An 18679-nucleotide genomic window follows, 5' to 3' on the forward strand; every position below is an offset into this window, starting at 1 on the left:
TACTTCTGGAGAAGCATGGATATTCAAAGCATTCTTGATAAAACCCTGCCCGGCTTGGGCTACGAGCTGGTCGATTTCGAACTGACCGCACAAGGCGATTTGCGCGTTTTCATCGATAAAGAAGGCGGCATCACCGTCGAAGACTGCGCCACCGTCAGCAACCATCTGAGCCGCGTGTTTATGGTTGAAGACATCGACTACAAACGTTTGGAAATCTCCAGCCCGGGCCTTGACCGCCCGCTGAAAAAAGCCGCCGATTTCATGCGCTTTGCCGGCCAGAACGCCAAAATCAAAACACGCCTGCCGATTGATGGTCAGAAAAACTTCATCGGCCGCATCGAATCTTGCGAAAACGACATCGTTACCGTCTCTTTCGACGGCAAAACTGCCCAAATCGAATTGAGCAACATCGACAAAGCCCGTTTGCGCCCCGAATTTAAATTTTAAAAACCGATTACTTGGAGATTCTAAAAAATGAGTCGCGAAATGTTACAGCTGGCCGAAGCGCTGGCAAGTGAAAAAAACGTTGAAACGGAAGTCGTATTCAAAGCCCTTGAATTCGCCCTCTCTACTGCTGCCAAGAAAAAAGCCGACCGCGAGCACATGGACGTACGCGTCGAAATCGACCGCGATACCGGCGAATACCAAACCTTCCGCCGCTGGCTGATTGTTGCCGATGAAGACTACACCTACCCTGACGTAGAAAAAACCATCGAAGAAATCCAAGAAGAAATTCCCGGCACAACCATCCAAATCGGCGAATACTACGAAGAGCAGCTGCCAAACGAAGGCTTCGGCCGCCAAGCAGCTCAAACTGCCAAACAAATCATTCTGCAACGCATCCGCGATGCAGAGCGCGAGCAAAACCTGAACGAATTCCTCGCTTCTAAAGAAGACATCGTTTCCGGTACGGTAAAACGCGTCGAGCGCCACGGCATCATCGTTGAAGTCGTCACGGGCAAACTTGACGCCCTGATTCCGCGCGAAGAAATGATTCCGCGCGAAAACTTCCGCAGCGGCGACCGCATCCGCGCCCTCTTCCTGCGTGTGGACGAAATCGGCAATACCGGCCGCAAACAAGTCATTTTGAGCCGTACCAGCGGCGACTTCTTGGCCAAACTCTACGCCAACGAAGTGCCTGAAATTGCAGACGGCCTGTTGGAAATCCGCGAAGTAGCACGCGATCCCGGCCAACGCGCCAAAGTTGCCGTTAAAGCCAACGACCAACGCATCGACCCGCAAGGTACTTGTATCGGCGTGCGCGGTTCCCGTGTTAACGCTGTGAGTAACGAATTGTCCGGCGAACGCATCGACATCGTATTGTGGTCTCCTGAGCCTGCCCAATTCGTGATGAATGCGCTGTCTCCTGCCGAAGTGAGCCGCATCGTGATTGATGAAGACAAACACGCCGTTGACGTGATCGTTGATGAAAACCAACTGGCGCTGGCCATCGGCCGCGGCGGTCAAAACGTCCGCCTGGCTTCCATCCTGACCGGCTGGCAGCTGAACATCATGACCGTTGAAGAAGCAGACGAACGCAATGCCGCTGAAGACGCCGTTATCCGCAACCTCTTCACCACCCACTTGAACATCGACGACGAAACCGCCGATATTTTGGTGGAAGAAGGCTTTGCCACATTGGAAGAAGTTGCTTACGTTCCAGCGGCAGAATTGCTCTCGATTGACGGCTTTGACGAAGAAATCGTTGAAACCCTGCGTAACCGCGCACGCGACGCGATCCTGACCATTACCATCGCCGCAGAAGAAAAACTGGGTGAAGTGTCTGAAGACATGCGCAATTTGGACGGCGTAGATTCCGATATGTTGCGCAAACTGGCCGAAGCCGGAGTTACCCAACGCGATGATCTGGCCGAATTGTCTGTTGACGAATTGGTCGAAATTACCGGTGTTGACGAAGAAGAAGCCAAAAAAGTGATTTTGGCTGCACGCGAACACTGGTTTACTGAAGAAAACAACTAAGGGGGTACTGAATGAGTAATACAACCGTAGCGCAATTTGCCGCCGAACTAAACCGCCCCGTCGATGATTTGCTTAAACAATTGAAAGAAGCCGGGGTCAATAAAAACAGCGGTAATGACAGCATAACCACTGACGACAAACAACTGTTGACTGCTTACCTGCAAAAGAAAAACGGCAGCAACAGCGGCACCATCAGCATCCGCCGCAAAAAAACCGAAGTCAGCACCGTTGACGGCGTAAAAGTGGAAACACGCCGCCGCAGCCGTGCCGTTACCATTCCTTCTTCCGAAGAATTGGCAGCGGAAGCCAAAGCCAAAGTAGCAGCGGAAAACCAAAAAGCCGAAGCAGAAAAAGCAGCCGCTCAAGCTGCCGAAGAAAAAGCCAAAGCTGAAGCAGAAGCTGCCGCAAAGGCCGAAGCCCGTGCCAAAGCAGAGGCCGAAGCAGCCAGACTGAAAGCAGCCAAAGCCGCACCAAAAGCGGAAGGCAAACCTGCCGAAGCCAAAAAAGAAGAAGCCAAACCGGTTGAAGCCGTAGAAGCCAAGGCCGAAGCAAAAGTTGAAGCTAAAGCAGACAACAAGCCGTCTGAAAAATCCGTTGAAGCTGAAAAACCAGCCGAAGCCAAAAAACCTGCCAAAGCCAAACAAGACAAAGGCGGCAAAGGCAAAGAAGCGAAAAAAGCAGCCAAACCTGCCGCTCCTGCCGTACCGCAACCTGTCGTCAGCGTGGAAGAACAGGCTCAACGCGATGAAGAGGCCCGTCGTGCCGCCGCCCTGCGTGCGCACCAAGAAGCCTTGTTGAAAGAAAAACAAGAGCGTCAAGCACGCCGCGAAGCCATGAAACAACAGGCCGATCAAGACTCAAAACCTACTAAAGAAGCCAAATCAGGCGAACGCAACAAACCTGCCGAGAAAGCAAAAGCGGCATCCGGCGAAGGCAAATCCGAACACAACGCGCGCGGTAAAAAAGAAGACCGTCGTGACCGTGACGAAGAAAACCAAGGCCGTAACGCCAAAGGCAAAGGCGGCAAAGGTGGCCGTGACCGCAACAATGCACGCAATGGCGAGGACGAACGCGTACGCGGCGGCAAAAAAGGCAAAAAACTCAAACTTGAGCCAAACCAACACGCCTTCCAAGCGCCGACCGAACCTGTCGTACACGAAGTTTTGGTACCTGAAACCATTACCGTTGCCGACTTGGCACACAAAATGGCCGTTAAAGGCGTCGAAGTGGTGAAAGCCCTGATGAAAATGGGCATGATGGTAACCATCAACCAATCTATCGACCAAGACACTGCCCTGATTGTGGTGGAAGAACTCGGCCATATCGGCAAACCTGCCGCAGCCGACGACCCTGAAGCATTCTTGGATGAAGGCGTTGAAGCAGTAGAAGCCGAAGCATTGCCGCGTCCACCGGTTGTTACCGTGATGGGTCACGTTGACCACGGTAAAACTTCCCTGCTGGACTACATCCGCCGCGCCAAAGTGGTACAAGGCGAAGCGGGCGGCATTACCCAACACATCGGTGCATACCACGTTGAAACCCCTCGCGGCGTGATTACCTTCTTGGATACTCCGGGTCACGAAGCGTTTACCGCCATGCGTGCGCGCGGTGCGAAAGCAACCGATATCGTGATTCTTGTTGTAGCAGCCGACGACGGCGTGATGCCGCAAACCATCGAGGCGATTGCCCACGCCAAAGCCGCGGGCGTACCGATGGTGGTTGCCGTTAACAAAATCGATAAAGAAGCCGCCAACCCAGAGCGTATCCGCCAAGAGCTGACTGCACACGAAGTCGTGCCTGACGAATGGGGCGGCGATGTACAGTTTATCGACGTTTCCGCTAAAAAAGGCCTGAACATCGATGCATTGCTCGAGGCAGTCTTGCTCGAAGCCGAAGTTTTGGAACTGACTGCCCCAGTCGATGCACCTGCAAAAGGCATCATCGTTGAGGCACGTTTGGACAAAGGCCGCGGCGCAGTTGCCACATTACTGGTTCAAAGCGGTACGCTGAAAAAAGGCGATATGCTGCTGGCCGGTACTGCATTCGGTAAAATCCGTGCGATGGTTGACGAAAACGGCAAAGCCATCAATGAAGCCGGCCCTTCTATCCCTGTCGAAATCCTCGGCTTGTCCGACGTACCGAACGCAGGCGAAGACGCAATGGTATTGGCCGACGAGAAAAAAGCGCGCGAAATCGCCCTCTTCCGTCAAGGCAAATACCGCGACGTGCGCTTGGCTAAACAACAGGCTGCGAAACTGGAAAACATGTTCAACAACATGGGCGAAAACCAAGCCCAATCCTTGTCTGTCATCATCAAGGCAGACGTACAAGGTTCTTACGAAGCTTTGGCGGGCAGCCTGAAAAAACTGTCCACCGACGAAGTGAAAGTGAACGTGTTGCACAGCGGCGTTGGCGGCATTACCGAATCTGATGTCAACTTGGCCATTGCTTCCGGCGCATTCATCATCGGCTTTAACGTCCGCGCAGATGCTTCCGCACGCAAACTGGCTGAGAATGAAAACGTGGAAATCCGTTACTACAACATCATTTACGATGCCATCGACGACGTGAAAGCCGCCATGAGCGGTATGCTCTCTCCGGAAGAGAAAGAGCAAGTAACCGGTACGGTCGAAATCCGTCAGGTCATCTCCGTTTCCAAAGTCGGCAATATTGCAGGCTGTATGGTTACCGACGGTGTGGTCAAACGCGATTCCCATGTCCGCCTCATCCGCAACAACGTGGTTATCCATACCGGCGAGCTGTCTTCTTTGAAACGCTACAAAGATGACGTCAAAGAAGTCCGCATGGGCTTCGAGTGTGGTCTGATGCTCAAAGGCTACAACGAGATTATGGAAGGCGACCAACTCGAATGTTTCGACATCGTCGAAGTTGCCCGTACTCTGTAATCAGACAGGCCGTCTGAAAAAAAAGAAGCAGGTTTTGCAATGCGAAACCTGCTTCTTTTTTTTCAGACGGCCTTTTTACAACCATTCATAGTTTGAAACTATGGAAATTGATGTGTGGTATATAAGAAACAAAACAGCCGCACAAGGCAAAGCCATTTGGCAAAAGAATAGACGGCAAACTAAGCCTGATAAGGCTCTCTATATATTGTCATATCTTAACGTTTCTGTTGTTTTTATCAAATTTCGGCACTAGTATATACAGCCTAAACACAATACAAATTAAGCAATACCGGCCATATGCCGGATACGTTTACTTCCTTGTTACTCTCATCAATATCTAAAGAAAATATCATGATAATCGAAAAAGCAATGCGCATCCGCAATGCGCAATTTGAATTACGACATTTAGAGCAATTGCAGCCATCTCCCCTTGCACAAGCAACAACAGGTACTTCGAGAGATGACGTTTATTATGTAACCCGCAACGACGATAAAATCATTGAAAACCCAAATGGAGGCGATGATACGGTTTACAGCAACGTCAGCTATACCCTTCCAAACCACGTTGAAAACCTTGTTTTGACCGGTACAGCCAACATCTTCGGCGCAGGCAACAACAGCAACAACATCCTCATCGGCAATGAAGGCCGCAACCGCCTCAACAGCGGCCGCGGTGACGACATCGTTTACAGCGGCGGCGGCAACGATTTCATCAACGGCGGAGAAGGCAACGACCATCTTTTTGGTGAAACAGGCAATGACACCCTCAACGGCGAAGCAGGCAATGATGTGCTTGAAGGTGGCGAAGGCGACGATACCTACCTTTTCTCTGCAAAAAGCGAGCAAGACACCATCATCGACAATCAAGGCCACAACAGCATCCGCTTTCATACCGACCTGAGCCTTAACGATTTAACCGTTGAAGTCCGAAACAATGAAACCGGCGGTCATGACTGGCTGATTGCCGTGAAAAACAGCAACGCCGTTTTAACCATCAAAAACCAATACACTCAAAACGGTACAACACCGGCAGTCTCCCAATTCATCATCGGCACACAAAAACTGGATGTAAACAGCTTTGCCAAATATTTCGATATTTCCCTGACTGAGCATACCGAAAGCGGTCAAACCATCGATGGTAGCGACGGCAATGACCACCTGATCGGCACATCCGGTGATGATATTATCGACGGCAAGGCCGGTTCCGACATTATGGAAGGTGGGGACGGCAATGATACTTACTACATTGATGATGTAAAAGATGTGGTGATTGAAAAAGCCGGCGGCGGCGAAGATACCGTATTCAGCAGCATTTCCCATACTGCCGCTACCCACGTCGAAAATGTTACCTTGACCGGCTCAGCCAATATTTTTGCCGCCGGCAACAACAGCAATAACATTCTGACCGGTAACGAAGGCCGCAACCGCCTCAATAGCGGACGCGGTGATGATACCGTTTACGGCATGGGCGGCAACGACAACCTTAATGGCGGCGACGGCAACGATTATCTGGATGGCGGCGACGGCAACGATGTCATCAACGGTGATGCAGGCGACGATATTTTAGTGGGCGGCAACGGTAAAGACATTCTGAAAGGCGGAGCCGGAAACGATACCTATATTTACGGCAACAACGATACCATTATCGACAACCAAGGCATCAATACCCTCAAGTTTTCAGACGGCCTGAACAATGCCAAGCTCAACCTGAAGACCATTCATAACGATGATGGCAGCCAAAGTTGGGAAATTACTTCGGGGCAAGGTTCAGCCCTGATTCAAAACCAAATCGGCGCAGATGGCAGCATTTCCATCGACCGTTTCCAGTTCAGCGACCAAACTTACACTGCCGCACAATTCCAACAAGCCTTCCAAGCGCTGAAGGCCGAAACCATTAAATTTGTCGGCATAAACGGTGACGATACCTTGCATGGCAATGCAGGCAACAATGAAATCGACGGTGGCAACGACGGCCATGACACCCTTTATGGCCACGACGGCGATGACATTTTGCGCGAACACAGCGAAACCTATTACGGCAACGAACCTGCTTCCGACGATAAACTCTACGGCGGCAACGGTAACGACAAACTTTATGCCCATGTAGGTGCAGACTTACTCGACGGTGGCGCAGGCAATGATTATCTGGAAGGCGGTGAACACAACGACACCTATGTTTTCGGAAAAGGTTACGGTCACGACACCATTTTCGACTACAACTTCGGTTTCGACAGCGAGGCCGGCCTGCACACGCTCAACGCTAATGTCGTTAAATTTACCAGCGGCATTACCCTTGACGACCTTGAAATTACTGTTGAAAAAGGTTACGACAAAACCGGGATTGCCGACATGCCCGACAGCAACCAATTTGTATCCAATCCCCTGTTGGATGGCGATACTTGGCATATCCGCATTAAAGGCACAGACGATGTTTTAACCATCAAAAACCAAAGCGGTATTTATGGTGCGATTTCCGAGTTTCAGTTTGACGGCAATACCTCATACAGCACCGGCGAGCTAATCAACCACTTCAAACTGTCTATCCCGCACATGATCGGCAATACAAACATCGTCCAATACACCGGCCAACCCGTTGAAGAACTCAACCGTGATGTGTACAACAACTTCAATCATACCATCCACGCCGATAGCGACAACAGTGATTTAGATTTGTCGCGTTACACTTCTGTTGTCGAATACAGAGGCAATCGCAGCGATGAAACCATTACTTTGGGCCGAGGCATCAACATCGTTGATACGGCCGGCGGCAACGATACCATTACCGACCCGGGTGCCGACAACACCGTTATCACGTTTGGCAGAAACAGCGGCAACGACACCTTCAATCCGTATGGTGGAAGCGATACCCAAATCCTTTTCAAAGAAGGGCTTACGCTGAAAGATTTACAGTTGAAAACCGGCGATGATTGGGTCTTAACCATCAAAGATACAGGCGACACCCTGACCATCCATGACATTGCCAACAATAATGTCGACAGCTTTGTATTCGGAAACGGTAAGAGCTACACCGCCGACGAAATCAGCAAAGCACTGATTACTGAAAATACACAAAACAACGGTATCCTGTAAAATCCAAAGGCCGTCTGAAACCTTAATTCAGACGGCCTTAATCCTTTGCTGATTTATTTATCTTTCCGCTATATAATTATTCTCATTCTAGTTCACAAGAAAGACTAAAAATGGATGCCTTAAATCTCCTCACCACGCGTCGCTCTTCCAAAAAACTGACTGCTCCGGCACCCAATGCCGAGCAACTGGAACAAATGCTGCAAGCGGCAACGCAAGTTCCTGATCACGGCAATATGCGCCCTTTCCGCTTTACCGTTATTCAAAGCGAAGCCGGCTTGCAACGTTTCCGCGAGCTTTTGAGCAAGACCGTTACCGAACTCAACTTCGGCGATGATGCCATGAAAAAGGCCGAACGTGTCGGTAACATGGCGCCTATGATTATCGGCGTTACATTCGCGCCGAACCGTGAAGTGGCAAAACCCAAACCTGAATGGGAACAAATGCTGACTGCCGGCTGCGCCGCCTATGCTTTACAACTGGCTGCTTCTGCTCAAGGCTTCGACAATGTTTGGATTACGGGCATGTGGGTCAACAGCCCATTATTGCGCGAAGCATTTGAGTGTGCCGACAAAGACAAAATCATCGGCCTGATGATGATTGGTTCGCCAACCGAAGAAGGTGGTGGCCCAAAAAATACTAACTTGGAATGTTTTACAACTTATTGGTAACGCTTGAAAACACTCAGGCCGTCTGAAAACCTAATCTGAAGGTTTTCAGACGGCCTTTCTATATCTATTATCAAAGCATCAAGCCGGATTCATAAACGCTTCAATTTCTTCCAAAGAAATATCTGCCGTTGCACCATGGCGTGAAGCCACCAATGCACCTAACGCACAAGCAAAAGCAATGGCTTCTTGAGGAGGCGCATTATTGAGCAGCTTGTAAGTCAAACCACCAAGAAAGCTGTCGCCGGAGCCGACAGTATCCACCACTTTGACGCGGAAACCGCAATGACGGTATAACTCGCCGTCCTTATACAAAACCGCGCCATGGCTGCCCAAAGTCACGCAAAGAATTTTGACGCCGGTCAGCTCAACGAAGTAGCTGATATTTTGCTCGATACTGTGATAAGGAGAACCGTAAGCTGCAGCCAATTCATACAACTCATCATCGTTGAGTTTGACCATATCGGACTGTTTCATGGTCTCCAACAAGCGGTCAATATCGTAATGGGGCTTGCGCAGATTAACGTCAAAAATTTTGAATTTGGCTTCTTTCAGCAAAACTGCCAAGCTTTTACGCGAAACTTCATCACGGGTTGCCAAGCTGCCAAAAATGAAAGCATCGGATTCTGCCACACGTTTGATTGCCGCATCATCAACCGCAATCCTGTCCCACGCGCAAGGGTAAACAATCTCATAAGACGCACTGCCATACTTGTCCAAGTGTACTTTCACCAAGCTGGTCGCACATTCGTGACAAACCTGCAAATAATCAGTATTGACGTTTTTACTTTGAATTTGACGTAGCAATTCCTCGCCATCGGCATCATCGCCGCGACGACTGATGATGACAGCATCGATACCCAAAGACTGCAAACGGACAGCAACATTTAGGGGTGCACCACCCAATACCTTTCCGTTTGGAAAATCGTCCCACAGCACTTCGCCGAAACTGGTTACTTTCATTCTTGGCCTTCCTTTTTTGAGGTTGATTGGCAGGGTCTGCACACCCGACAGATTTTTGCAAATCATGTACTTGTAGTAAAACTCCAGCATCGGGGGCAAAAGTATTATGTTTTAAAATATTGGGACTGACAAGCAATTAAGGGAATATCAGACAATAAACTTGATTCATCACAAAATTATATTGTTCCTATTTTTTTCTTTTTCTTTCACATTTATCCCCTCCTGTTTCATTAAAACAAAATATTCTGAAATTTAAATACAAAAGGCCGTCTGAAAACTGATTCAATCAATTTTCAGACGGCCTTTATCGCAGCATTGCAGCGATTAAACTACAACTTCTTCTTTTTTCTTCACTTCTTTGGCAATGTTCTCACGACTCAAGCCAAACATCAGCAAGAGCGGGCTGGCAACCAATACGGAAGAGTAAATACCGAACACGATACCGATAGTCAGCGCCATAGAGAAACCGTGCAAGGCTGCACCGCCAAACACCAGCATAGAAACAACCATTGCCTCGGTCGAACCGTGGGTAATGATGGTACGGCTCATGGTTGCAGTAATCGCGTTGTCGATGACTTCCGGCACAGTGTGGCCGCGCATATGCGGCTTGCGGAAGTTTTCGCGAATACGGTCAAATACCACCACAGATTCGTTTACGGAATAACCCAAAACAGCCAAGATACCTGCCAAGACAGTCAATGAGAATTCCCATTGGAAGAAGGCGAAACAGCCGAGAATAATCACGATATCGTGCATATTCGCAATAATCGCGGATACTGCAAAACGCCACTCAAAACGCATGGACAAGTAAATAATAATACCTGCCACCACGAAGCCCAATGCCATCAAACCATTGGTGACCAATTCTTCGCCGACTTGAGGGCCGATGAATTCGACTTGGCGCAAGGTAACGTCAGGATTGTCTTTTTTCAGCAAATCCATCACTTGGTTGGACAATTGGGCGGAGGTTACGCCTTCTTTGTTCGGCAGGCGAATCATGATGTGTTTGTTCGTACCCAATGCCTGAACCTGTACATCACCCATTTTCAGCGTATCGAGGCGTTCGCGCGTTTTATTCACATCCACGCCCTGCTGATATTGGACTTCCATCACTGTACCGCCGGTAAATTCGACAGAGAAATTCAAGCCCTTGGTTACCAAAAAGAACACGGCGGCGATAAACGTAACCAACGAAATAAAGGTCGTCAGTTTGCCGTAGCTCATAAACGGAATATCGCGTTTGATTTTAAATAATTCCATGTTTTACTCCTTGCCTTCTGCCATTTTAGCTTTCGGCTTCCACACCGCACCAATGGAAATATTTTGCAATTTGCGGCGACGGCCGTACCACAAGTTGACCAAAGCACGGAACACGACCACGGATGAATACATCGAAGTCAGAATACCGATACAGTGTACGACCGCAAAACCGCGTACAGGACCGGAACCGAATACCAACAAAGCGATACCGGCAATCAGGGAGGTCAAGTTGGAGTCGACAATAGTTGCCCAAGCATGTTGGAAACCGAGGTTGATGGCCTGCTGCGGTACGACACCGGCACGCAGTTCCTCACGGATACGTTCATTAATCAACACGTTGGAGTCAATCGCCATACCCAAGGTCAAAGCCAAGGCGGCAATACCCGGCAAGGTCAGCGTTGCCTGCATGGCAGACAAAATACCCACCAAAAACAAGATATTGGTACTCAAGGCAATGGTAGAGAAGAAACCCATCAAGCGATAGTAAATCACCATGAATGCAGCAACAGCGGCAAAGCCCCACAAGGTAGAGTGGAAACCTTTTTCAATGTTTTCTTTACCCAAAGACGGGCCGATGGTACGTTCTTCGACAATCTGCATCGGTGCGGCCAGCGAACCGGCACGCAGCAACAATGAAGTATCGTTGGCTTCGGCTGTCGTCATGCTGCCGGAAATCTCCACGCGGCCGCCGGTAATGGCGGCACGGATGACAGGTGCGGTAACGACTTCGGATTTACCTTGGTCGATCAACACCATAGCCATACGTTTACCCACATTGGCCGAAGTCAATTCGCCAAAAATGCTGCCGCCCGCACTATCCAGGCTCAGGCTCACGGCAGGCGCGCCCATTTGGTCAAAGCTAGGTTGCGCATCGTTGATGTTGTCACCGGTCAGTTCAACTTGTTTGTTGACCAAGATAGTTTCCGGATGATCGCCACCGCTTGACAGCAATTCGTAACCGGTCGGCACATTGCCGTTCAAAGCTTCTTGCAATTTGATCGGATCGTCTTCCACCATACGCACTTCCAAAGTCGCGGTACGGCCGATAATGTCTTTGGCTTTGGCAGTATCTTGCACGCCCGGCAGCTGTACGACAATACGGTCAAGGCCGGATTGTTGGATAACCGGTTCGGCTACGCCCAATTCGTTCACACGGTTGTGCAACGTATTGATGTTTTGTTTAACTGCATCAGAACGTACTTTATTGATTGCCTCTTCAGACAAAGTCAGCACGATATTGTTGCCGTCCGGCAGCAGCGTGGCTTCAGGGAACAATTTTTGCAACTGAGGTAAGGCTTTTTGTACATCGGCAGCATCTTGCAAAGGCACGGTCAGACCGTTTTCAGTCTGATGCACCGTGCCGGTACGGATTTTTTCGCGGCGCAATTCTCGGCGGATATCGCCGGAATAACGTTCAAACGTTTTCTGCATCGCGGCTTTCATATCCACCTGCATGGTGAAATGCACGCCGCCGCGCAAGTCCAGACCCAGGAACATCGGATTGGCTTTGATTTTCGCCATCCACTCAGGGCTGTCTGCCAACAGGTTGAGCGCGGTGATATAGCCCTCGCCCAAAGTATTTTCGATGACGTCGCGCGCTTTCAATTGCGTTTCGGTATCTTTGAAACGCACTTTCAGCGAGTTGTCGACGATGAACATACCATCAGTCTGAATACCTGCCTGTTTCAGCGCGGCATCCACTTTAGACTGGGTTTGATCGTTGATCACAATAGCTTGTCGGTTGGTCGATACCTGTACGGCAGGCGTTTCACCGAAAATGTTGGGCAGCGAGTAAACAGCCGCAACCACAATCGTGAACGCAATCAGCAGGTATTTCCATAAAGGATAACGGTTCATGGTAAACCTTTGCTTTATTTATAAAGGCAAACAGCCGCACTCGGAAAATGAGGCGGCTTTTCGCAAAAAAACGGATTATTCGGCTTTCGCGGCAATCGCGTTGCGCTCAACTTCCACTTCGATTTTCGCACCTTGACCGATGTCGACAGTGTAGAATTGCTCGCCGACTTTGGTCACGCGGCCTTTGAAACCTGCCGCCAAAACGACTTTATCGCCGACTTTCAAAGCGGCCAACATCGCTTGGTGCGCTTTGAATTTCTTTTGTTGAGGACGCATAATCAGGAAGTAGAACACCACCATGATCAGCACTAAAGGGGCAAATTGAGCCACTGCTTGATTCATAATATATCCGTTCTTTTGAGTTTTAGATTAAGTAAAAAACTGCACACTGCAATCAAACACATTGGTTGGACTGCAAAATTGAGCTATTCTAAAGGCCGTCTGAAAAATTTCCAAGCATTTCCGTATTTATTAACCATATTTAGCAGTCTTTACGACTTGTCCGACACATACTGTTCCATGTTCAAAAAAATCCTTTGGCGCATCAGCACCCGCCTACGCCGTTTGTTTGGCAAAAACGCCCGCACCGTATGGATTTCGCATCCGATATTCCTACAGCACCAGCCGGGGCCCAACCATCCCGACAGGCCCGAACGCATCAGCGCCATTCAAACCGCCTTAAAACAAGAAGGCATTTGGCGTCGCCTGCAAACCACCGAAGCACCGGAAATCAAAGATGCGCAGCTGGCATTGGTCCACTCGCGCAACTATCTGCACGAGTTGGAAGCCGCCCAGCCGCTCCCCGGTAAAATCCACCGTATCGACGACGATACCGTCATCTGCCACGACTCCCTCCAAGCCGCCCGTTTTGCGGCCGGCGCCGTCGTCAAGGCAGTCGATATGGTGATGAACAAAAAGGCCTGGCATGCTTTTTGCGCCATCCGCCCGCCAGGCCACCATGCCCACAGCAACAGCGCCGGCGGATTTTGCCTGATCAACAACGTTGCCGCCGGCGTGATGCACGCCATTGCCCAATACCGCTTGCAACGCATCGCCATCATCGATTTCGACGTCCACTTCGGCGATGGTACGGCGGAGATTCTCCAAGACGATCCGCGCGTGATGTTTTTCAACCTGTTTGAAACCGACATCTTTCCCTTCCCTCAGGCGGAACAATACGCCGGCAATAAGAATATGCTGCATACGCCCCTCAAACCGGGCACAGGCAGCCGTATCTTCCGCACGACCATCCGCGAACAATGGCTGCCCAAGCTCACGGCTTTCCACCCCGAGTTGGTATTGCTTTCGGCAGGTTTTGACGGGCATAAACAAGACGAAACAGGCCGTCTGAACCTGCATGAAGCCGATTTTGCCTGGCTGACACACAAAATCGTCCAAGCAACGGCAAGCTGTCAGGGACGTGTCGTTTCCGTACTGGAAGGCGGCTATACCTTGGAATCCATGTCAAAATCCGCCGCCGCCCACATCCGCGTATTGGCGGGCTTAAGCAAGGCCGACTACGTCATCGCCTACCAAAAGCATCTGAAGCGCGGCAAAAGTAATAATCCTACACCATAATGCATTCAAACTATTGCCCAGGCCGTCTGAAAACAGATTATCCATTTCAGACGGCCTTTTTTTTCATTTACAAACTTTAATTTGAGCAAAGACAAACCATTTCCATATTATCAGTAGTAAAATAACAAACATAAAACATATCAATAAAAACATTTCACACGCCACACTGCTTCCCTTTCCCCAATTGACCGTCTTTTTCAGACGGCCTCCACTTTAAAAAAGGAGCGTTACAATGAAAGCAGCACGTTTTTACAACAAAGGCGACATCCGCATCGAAGACATTCCCGAGCCAACCGTAGCTCCGGGTACTGTCGGCATTAATGTTGCGTGGTGCGGTATCTGCGGTACCGACCTGCACGAATTCATGGAAGGTCCGATTTTCATTCCGCCTTGCGGCCATCCGCACCCAATCTCCGGCGAGTCAGCGCCAGTAACTATGGGGCACGAGTTCTCCGGCGTGGTTTATGCCGTAGGCGAAGGCGTGGACGATATCAAAGTCGGCCAACACGTTGTTGTCGAACCCTACATCATCCGCGACGACGTACCGACCGGCGAAGGCAGCAACTACCATCTCTCCAAAGACATGAACTTCATCGGTTTGGGCGGCTGCGGTGGCGGCTTGTCTGAAAAAATTGCCGTCAAACGCCGTTGGGTACACCCTATTTCCGACAAAATCCCATTGGACCAAGCTGCTTTGATTGAGCCTCTGTCTGTCGGCCACCATGCTTATGTACGCAGTGGCGCGAAAGAAGGCGATGTGGCATTGGTTGGCGGCGCAGGCCCAATCGGTTTGCTGTTGGCTGCCGTATTAAAAGCCAAAGGTATCAAAGTCATCATCACCGAATTGAGCAAAGCACGTAAAGACAAAGCACGCGAAGCCGGCGTGGCTGACTACATCCTCGACCCGTCCGAAGTCGACGTCGTCGAAGAAGTGAAAAAACTGACCAACGGCGAAGGCGTAGATGTCGCATTCGAATGCACCAGCGTGAACAAAGTGCTGGACACCATGATCGAAGCCTGCCGTCCGACTGCAAAAGTCGTCATCGTATCCATTTGGAGCCACCCTGCCACCATCAACGTCCACAGCGTCGTGATGAAAGAGCTGGACGTGCGCGGCACCATCGCCTACTGCAACGACCATGCCGAAACCATCAAATTGGTTGAAGAAGGCAAAATCAACCTTGAGCCTTTCATTACCCAACGCATCAAACTGGACGAATTGATTTCCGAAGGCTTCGAGCGCTTGATCCACAACAACGAATCCGCAGTAAAAATCATTGTCAATCCTAATCTTTAATCCTAAGGCTTAAAGAATAAACAGGCCGTCTGAAACTTTTCAGACGGCCTGTTTACTTGATAAATTCCCGAATGGCCCAATCCTCTGCCAACCATTCACTTATCAAGAGCAAAATCTCATGAATCCAAAATACGCCCCACTCTTTCAAACATACACCCTCAATAACGGCGTAACCATCAAAAACCGCCTTGCCGTCGCCCCCATGACCCATTTCGGCTCACAAGCCGACGGTTTGATCAGCGACCAAGAGCGCACCTTCCTCAGCAACCGCGCAGGCAATATGGGCATGTTTATCACGGCCGCCACTTTGGTTCAAAAAGACGGCAAAGCCTTTCACGGCCAACCTGAAGCCACAGGCGAACACTGCCTCGGCAGCCTGAAAGAAACCGCACAAATCCTGCAACAACAAGGCGCAAAAGCGATTTTGCAAATCCATCACGGCGGTTCCAAAGCCATTGATGACCTTTTGGACGGTCTCGACAAAATCAGCGCTTCCGCCAACGAAGCCGAACACGCACGCGAAGCAACGGAGGAAGAAGTCGAAGCACTCATCGCCTCTTATGTGCAAGCCGCCGATTTGGCGCTTCGTGCCGGTTTTGACGGCGTGGAAATCCACGGCGCGAACGGCTATTTAATCCAACAGTTTTACTCTGCCCAAAGCAACCGCCGCAACGACCAATGGGGCGGCAGCTTGGAAAACAGAATGCGCTTCCCGCTGGCCGTTGTCGATGCCGTGGTTGACGTCCGCGAAAAACACCAGCGCGACGATTTCATTATCGGCTACCGCTTCTCTCCCGAAGAACCGGGCGACGACGGCTTAACCATGACCGAAACCGGCGCACTGATTGACGCATTGGTACAAAAACCGCTGCAATATCTGCACGTTTCCCTGTGGGAATTTGATAAAAAAATCCGTCGCGGCGGCGATACCGCCCAAACCCGTATGCAGTTTATCCACGAACGCATCAACGGCAAACTGCCGCTTATCGGCGTGGGCAACCTGTTTACCGCCGATCAAATTTTGGCCGCCTATGAAACCGGCTGGGCAGAATTTATCGCCTTGGGCAAAACCGTGATGATTAATCCGCACATCGCCACGCAAATCCGCGAAGGCCGCGAAGTTGAAATCGAAACGCAACTCGACCCGACACGCGCCGACCATTACGGCCTCCCCGATACCTTGTGGGGATTCGCCTCCAGCGGTACGCAATCATGGCTGCCACCGGTAAAAGGCGCGGAATGGAAACCGATGGATATTTAATCATCGATTCATAGCACAAGGCCGTCTGAAACTTTTCAGACGGCCTTTGGTTTGGTGCAAACATTGAATTATCAAGCATTTTTTTGTACAATTCCGCATCTTTCAATCTATTGCAGGGCGTGTCGCACACGCCCTTATTTTAGCCTGTTTTCCAACACCCATACCCTTCAGGCCGTCTGAAAAAGCGGCCTGAAACTTTTTGCAAAGAAAACCATGTCCCAAGAAATCCTCGACCAAGTGCGCCGCCGCCGCACGTTTGCCATCATCTCCCACCCTGACGCGGGTAAAACCACGCTGACCGAAAAACTGTTGCTGTTTTCAGGTGCGATTCAGAGCGCGGGTACGGTAAAAGGCAAGAAAACCGGCAAATTTGCTACTTCCGACTGGATGGAAATCGAGAAGCAGCGCGGCATTTCCGTGGCATCCAGCGTAATGCAGTTCGACTACAAAGACCACACTGTCAACCTCTTGGATACGCCGGGACACCAAGACTTTTCCGAAGATACCTACCGCGTTTTGACCGCCGTGGACAGCGCCTTGATGGTCATCGACGCGGCAAAAGGCGTGGAAGCGCAAACCATCAAACTCTTGAACGTCTGCCGCCTGCGCAACACGCCGATTGTCACGTTCATGAACAAATACGACCGCGAAGTACGCGATTCTTTGGAATTGCTGGACGAAGTGGAAAACATCCTGCAAATCCGCTGCGCGCCCGTAACCTGGCCGATCGGCATGGGTAAAAATTTCAAAGGTGTGTACCACATCCTGAACGATGAAATCTATCTCTTTGAAGCCGGCGGCGAACGCCTGCCGCACGAGTTCGACATCATCAAAGGCATCGACAATCCTGAATTGGAACAACGCTTTCCGTTGGAAATCCAGCAGCTGCGCGACGAAATCGAATTGGTGCAGGCGGCTTCCAACGAGTTCAATCTCGACGAATTTCTCGCCGGCGAACTCACACCCGTGTTCTTCGGCTCGGCGATTAACAACTTCGGTATTCAGGAAATCCTCAATTCATTGATCGACTGGGCGCCCGCGCCGAAACCGCGCGATGCGACCGTACGCATGGTCGAGCCGGACGAGCCGAAGTTCTCCGGATTTATCTTTAAAATCCAAGCCAATATGGACCCGAAACACCGCGACCGCATCGCCTTTTTGCGCGTCTGCTCCGGCAAATTCGAGCGCGGTATGAAGATGAAACACCTGCGCATCAACCGCGAAATCGCCGCCTCCAGCGTGGTAACCTTCATGTCGCACGACCGCGAGCTGGTGGAGGAAGCCTACGCCGGAGACATCATCGGTATCCCGAACCACGGCAACATCCAAATCGGCGACAGCTTCTCCGAAGGCGAACAACTGGCGTTTACCGGCATCCCATTCTTCGCGCCCGAACTGTTCCGCAGCGTCCGCATCAAAAACCCTCTGAAAATCAAGCAACTGCAAAAAGGTTTGCAACAGCTTGGCGAAGAAGGCGCGGTACAGGTGTTCAAACCGATGAGCGGCGCAGATTTGATTTTGGGCGCGGTCGGCGTGTTGCAGTTTGAAGTCGTTACCTCGCGGCTCGCTAACGAATACGGCGTGGAAGCCGTGTTCGACAGCGCATCCATCTGGTCGGCGCGCTGGGTATCGTGCGAAGACAAGAAAAAGCTGGCAGAATTTGAAAAAGCCAATGCAGGCAATCTGTCGATAGACGCTGGCGGCAACCTCGCCTACCTCGCGCCTAACCGCGTCAACCTGAATCTGACGCAAGAACGCTGGCCGGACATCATGTTCCACGAAACGCGCGAGCATTCGGTTAAACTGTAAAACAAAAAGGCCG

The 18679-nt window shown here is 50.5% G+C and carries 13 protein-coding genes; 9 read left to right on the forward strand and 4 right to left on the reverse strand.

Going from position 1 to position 18679, the window contains the following annotated elements; translation table 11 throughout:
* The first annotated feature begins 15 nt into the window (after positions 1–15).
* The 5 genes from rimP (at position 16) to ACTHTK_RS03420 (ending at position 8644) form a co-directional block, all read left to right on the forward strand.
* Positions 16–447: a ribosome maturation factor RimP gene (gene rimP / locus ACTHTK_RS03400; protein ID WP_199903854.1), complete on the forward strand. Its 432-nt coding sequence runs from the start codon at positions 16–18 to the stop codon at positions 445–447.
* A 27-nt stretch (positions 448–474) separates the two neighbouring features.
* Entirely contained in the window at positions 475–1980 is a 1506-nt protein-coding gene (nusA, locus tag ACTHTK_RS03405; RefSeq protein ID WP_107723605.1) for a transcription termination factor NusA, read from the forward strand.
* An 11-nt stretch (positions 1981–1991) separates the two neighbouring features.
* A complete protein-coding gene (infB, locus tag ACTHTK_RS03410; RefSeq protein ID WP_107723606.1) occupies positions 1992–4886 on the forward strand; it encodes a translation initiation factor IF-2 in 2895 nt (964 codons plus the stop codon).
* A gap of 351 nt (positions 4887–5237) precedes the next feature.
* Positions 5238–7976 carry a calcium-binding protein gene (locus tag ACTHTK_RS03415; RefSeq protein ID WP_107723607.1) on the forward strand — a complete coding sequence of 913 codons (2739 nt, stop codon included), beginning with the start codon at positions 5238–5240 and terminating at the stop codon, positions 7974–7976.
* 110 nt (positions 7977–8086) lie between these two features.
* Complete coding sequence (locus ACTHTK_RS03420; RefSeq protein WP_107723608.1) at positions 8087–8644, forward strand: nitroreductase family protein; 558 nt, start codon at positions 8087–8089, stop codon at positions 8642–8644.
* 78 nt (positions 8645–8722) lie between these two features.
* On the opposite strand, the gene ACTHTK_RS03425 is transcribed toward ACTHTK_RS03420, so the two are convergent.
* The 4 genes from ACTHTK_RS03425 to yajC form a co-directional block, all read right to left on the reverse strand.
* A complete protein-coding gene (locus ACTHTK_RS03425; RefSeq protein ID WP_107723609.1) occupies positions 8723–9604 on the reverse strand; it encodes a carbohydrate kinase family protein in 882 nt (293 codons plus the stop codon).
* 324 nt (positions 9605–9928) lie between these two features.
* Positions 9929–10864, reverse strand: coding sequence for a protein translocase subunit SecF (gene secF, locus ACTHTK_RS03430; RefSeq protein WP_003686183.1), 936 nt, complete (start codon positions 10862–10864; stop codon positions 9929–9931).
* A 3-nt stretch (positions 10865–10867) separates the two neighbouring features.
* Positions 10868–12721 (reverse strand): protein translocase subunit SecD, encoded by a 1854-nt coding sequence (secD, locus tag ACTHTK_RS03435; protein ID WP_107723610.1) that lies wholly within the window; start codon positions 12719–12721, stop codon positions 10868–10870.
* A 75-nt stretch (positions 12722–12796) separates the two neighbouring features.
* Entirely contained in the window at positions 12797–13063 is a 267-nt protein-coding gene (gene yajC / locus ACTHTK_RS03440) for a preprotein translocase subunit YajC (protein WP_003675720.1), read from the reverse strand.
* A gap of 177 nt (positions 13064–13240) precedes the next feature.
* On the opposite strand from yajC, the gene ACTHTK_RS03445 reads away from it, so the two are divergent.
* From ACTHTK_RS03445 to ACTHTK_RS03460, 4 genes are all read left to right on the forward strand, one after another.
* Positions 13241–14299 (forward strand): histone deacetylase family protein, encoded by a 1059-nt coding sequence (locus ACTHTK_RS03445; protein ID WP_107723611.1) that lies wholly within the window; start codon positions 13241–13243, stop codon positions 14297–14299.
* A 232-nt stretch (positions 14300–14531) separates the two neighbouring features.
* Positions 14532–15596: a 2,3-butanediol dehydrogenase gene (locus ACTHTK_RS03450; protein WP_440378353.1), complete on the forward strand. Its 1065-nt coding sequence runs from the start codon at positions 14532–14534 to the stop codon at positions 15594–15596.
* Between the two features lie 118 nt (positions 15597–15714).
* Complete coding sequence (locus ACTHTK_RS03455; RefSeq protein ID WP_440378354.1) at positions 15715–16857, forward strand: NADH-dependent flavin oxidoreductase; 1143 nt, start codon at positions 15715–15717, stop codon at positions 16855–16857.
* Positions 16858–17070: 213 nt separating this feature from the next.
* A complete protein-coding gene (locus ACTHTK_RS03460; protein ID WP_440378355.1) occupies positions 17071–18666 on the forward strand; it encodes a peptide chain release factor 3 in 1596 nt (531 codons plus the stop codon).
* The last annotated feature ends 13 nt before the right edge of the window (positions 18667–18679 follow it).

The organism is Neisseria sp. P0006.S009, from assembly GCF_051962915.1.
Lineage (GTDB): Bacteria > Pseudomonadota > Gammaproteobacteria > Burkholderiales > Neisseriaceae > Neisseria > Neisseria subflava_E.

Coding starts and splice junctions, on each gene's coding strand:
- ACTHTK_RS03420 (WP_107723608.1), top strand. CDS start 8,087: ATGGATGCCTTAAATCTCCTCACCACGCGTCGCTCTTCCAAAAAACTG.
- ACTHTK_RS03425 (WP_107723609.1), bottom strand. CDS start 9,604: ATGAAAGTAACCAGTTTCGGCGAAGTGCTGTGGGACGATTTTCCAAAC.
- ACTHTK_RS03455 (WP_440378354.1), top strand. CDS start 15,715: ATGAATCCAAAATACGCCCCACTCTTTCAAACATACACCCTCAATAAC.
- yajC (WP_003675720.1), bottom strand. CDS start 13,063: ATGAATCAAGCAGTGGCTCAATTTGCCCCTTTAGTGCTGATCATGGTG.
- ACTHTK_RS03450 (WP_440378353.1), top strand. CDS start 14,532: ATGAAAGCAGCACGTTTTTACAACAAAGGCGACATCCGCATCGAAGAC.
- infB (WP_107723606.1), top strand. CDS start 1,992: ATGAGTAATACAACCGTAGCGCAATTTGCCGCCGAACTAAACCGCCCC.
- ACTHTK_RS03415 (WP_107723607.1), top strand. CDS start 5,238: ATGATAATCGAAAAAGCAATGCGCATCCGCAATGCGCAATTTGAATTA.
- ACTHTK_RS03460 (WP_440378355.1), top strand. CDS start 17,071: ATGTCCCAAGAAATCCTCGACCAAGTGCGCCGCCGCCGCACGTTTGCC.
- secD (WP_107723610.1), bottom strand. CDS start 12,721: ATGAACCGTTATCCTTTATGGAAATACCTGCTGATTGCGTTCACGATT.
- nusA (WP_107723605.1), top strand. CDS start 475: ATGAGTCGCGAAATGTTACAGCTGGCCGAAGCGCTGGCAAGTGAAAAA.
- secF (WP_003686183.1), bottom strand. CDS start 10,864: ATGGAATTATTTAAAATCAAACGCGATATTCCGTTTATGAGCTACGGC.
- rimP (WP_199903854.1), top strand. CDS start 16: ATGGATATTCAAAGCATTCTTGATAAAACCCTGCCCGGCTTGGGCTAC.
- ACTHTK_RS03445 (WP_107723611.1), top strand. CDS start 13,241: ATGTTCAAAAAAATCCTTTGGCGCATCAGCACCCGCCTACGCCGTTTG.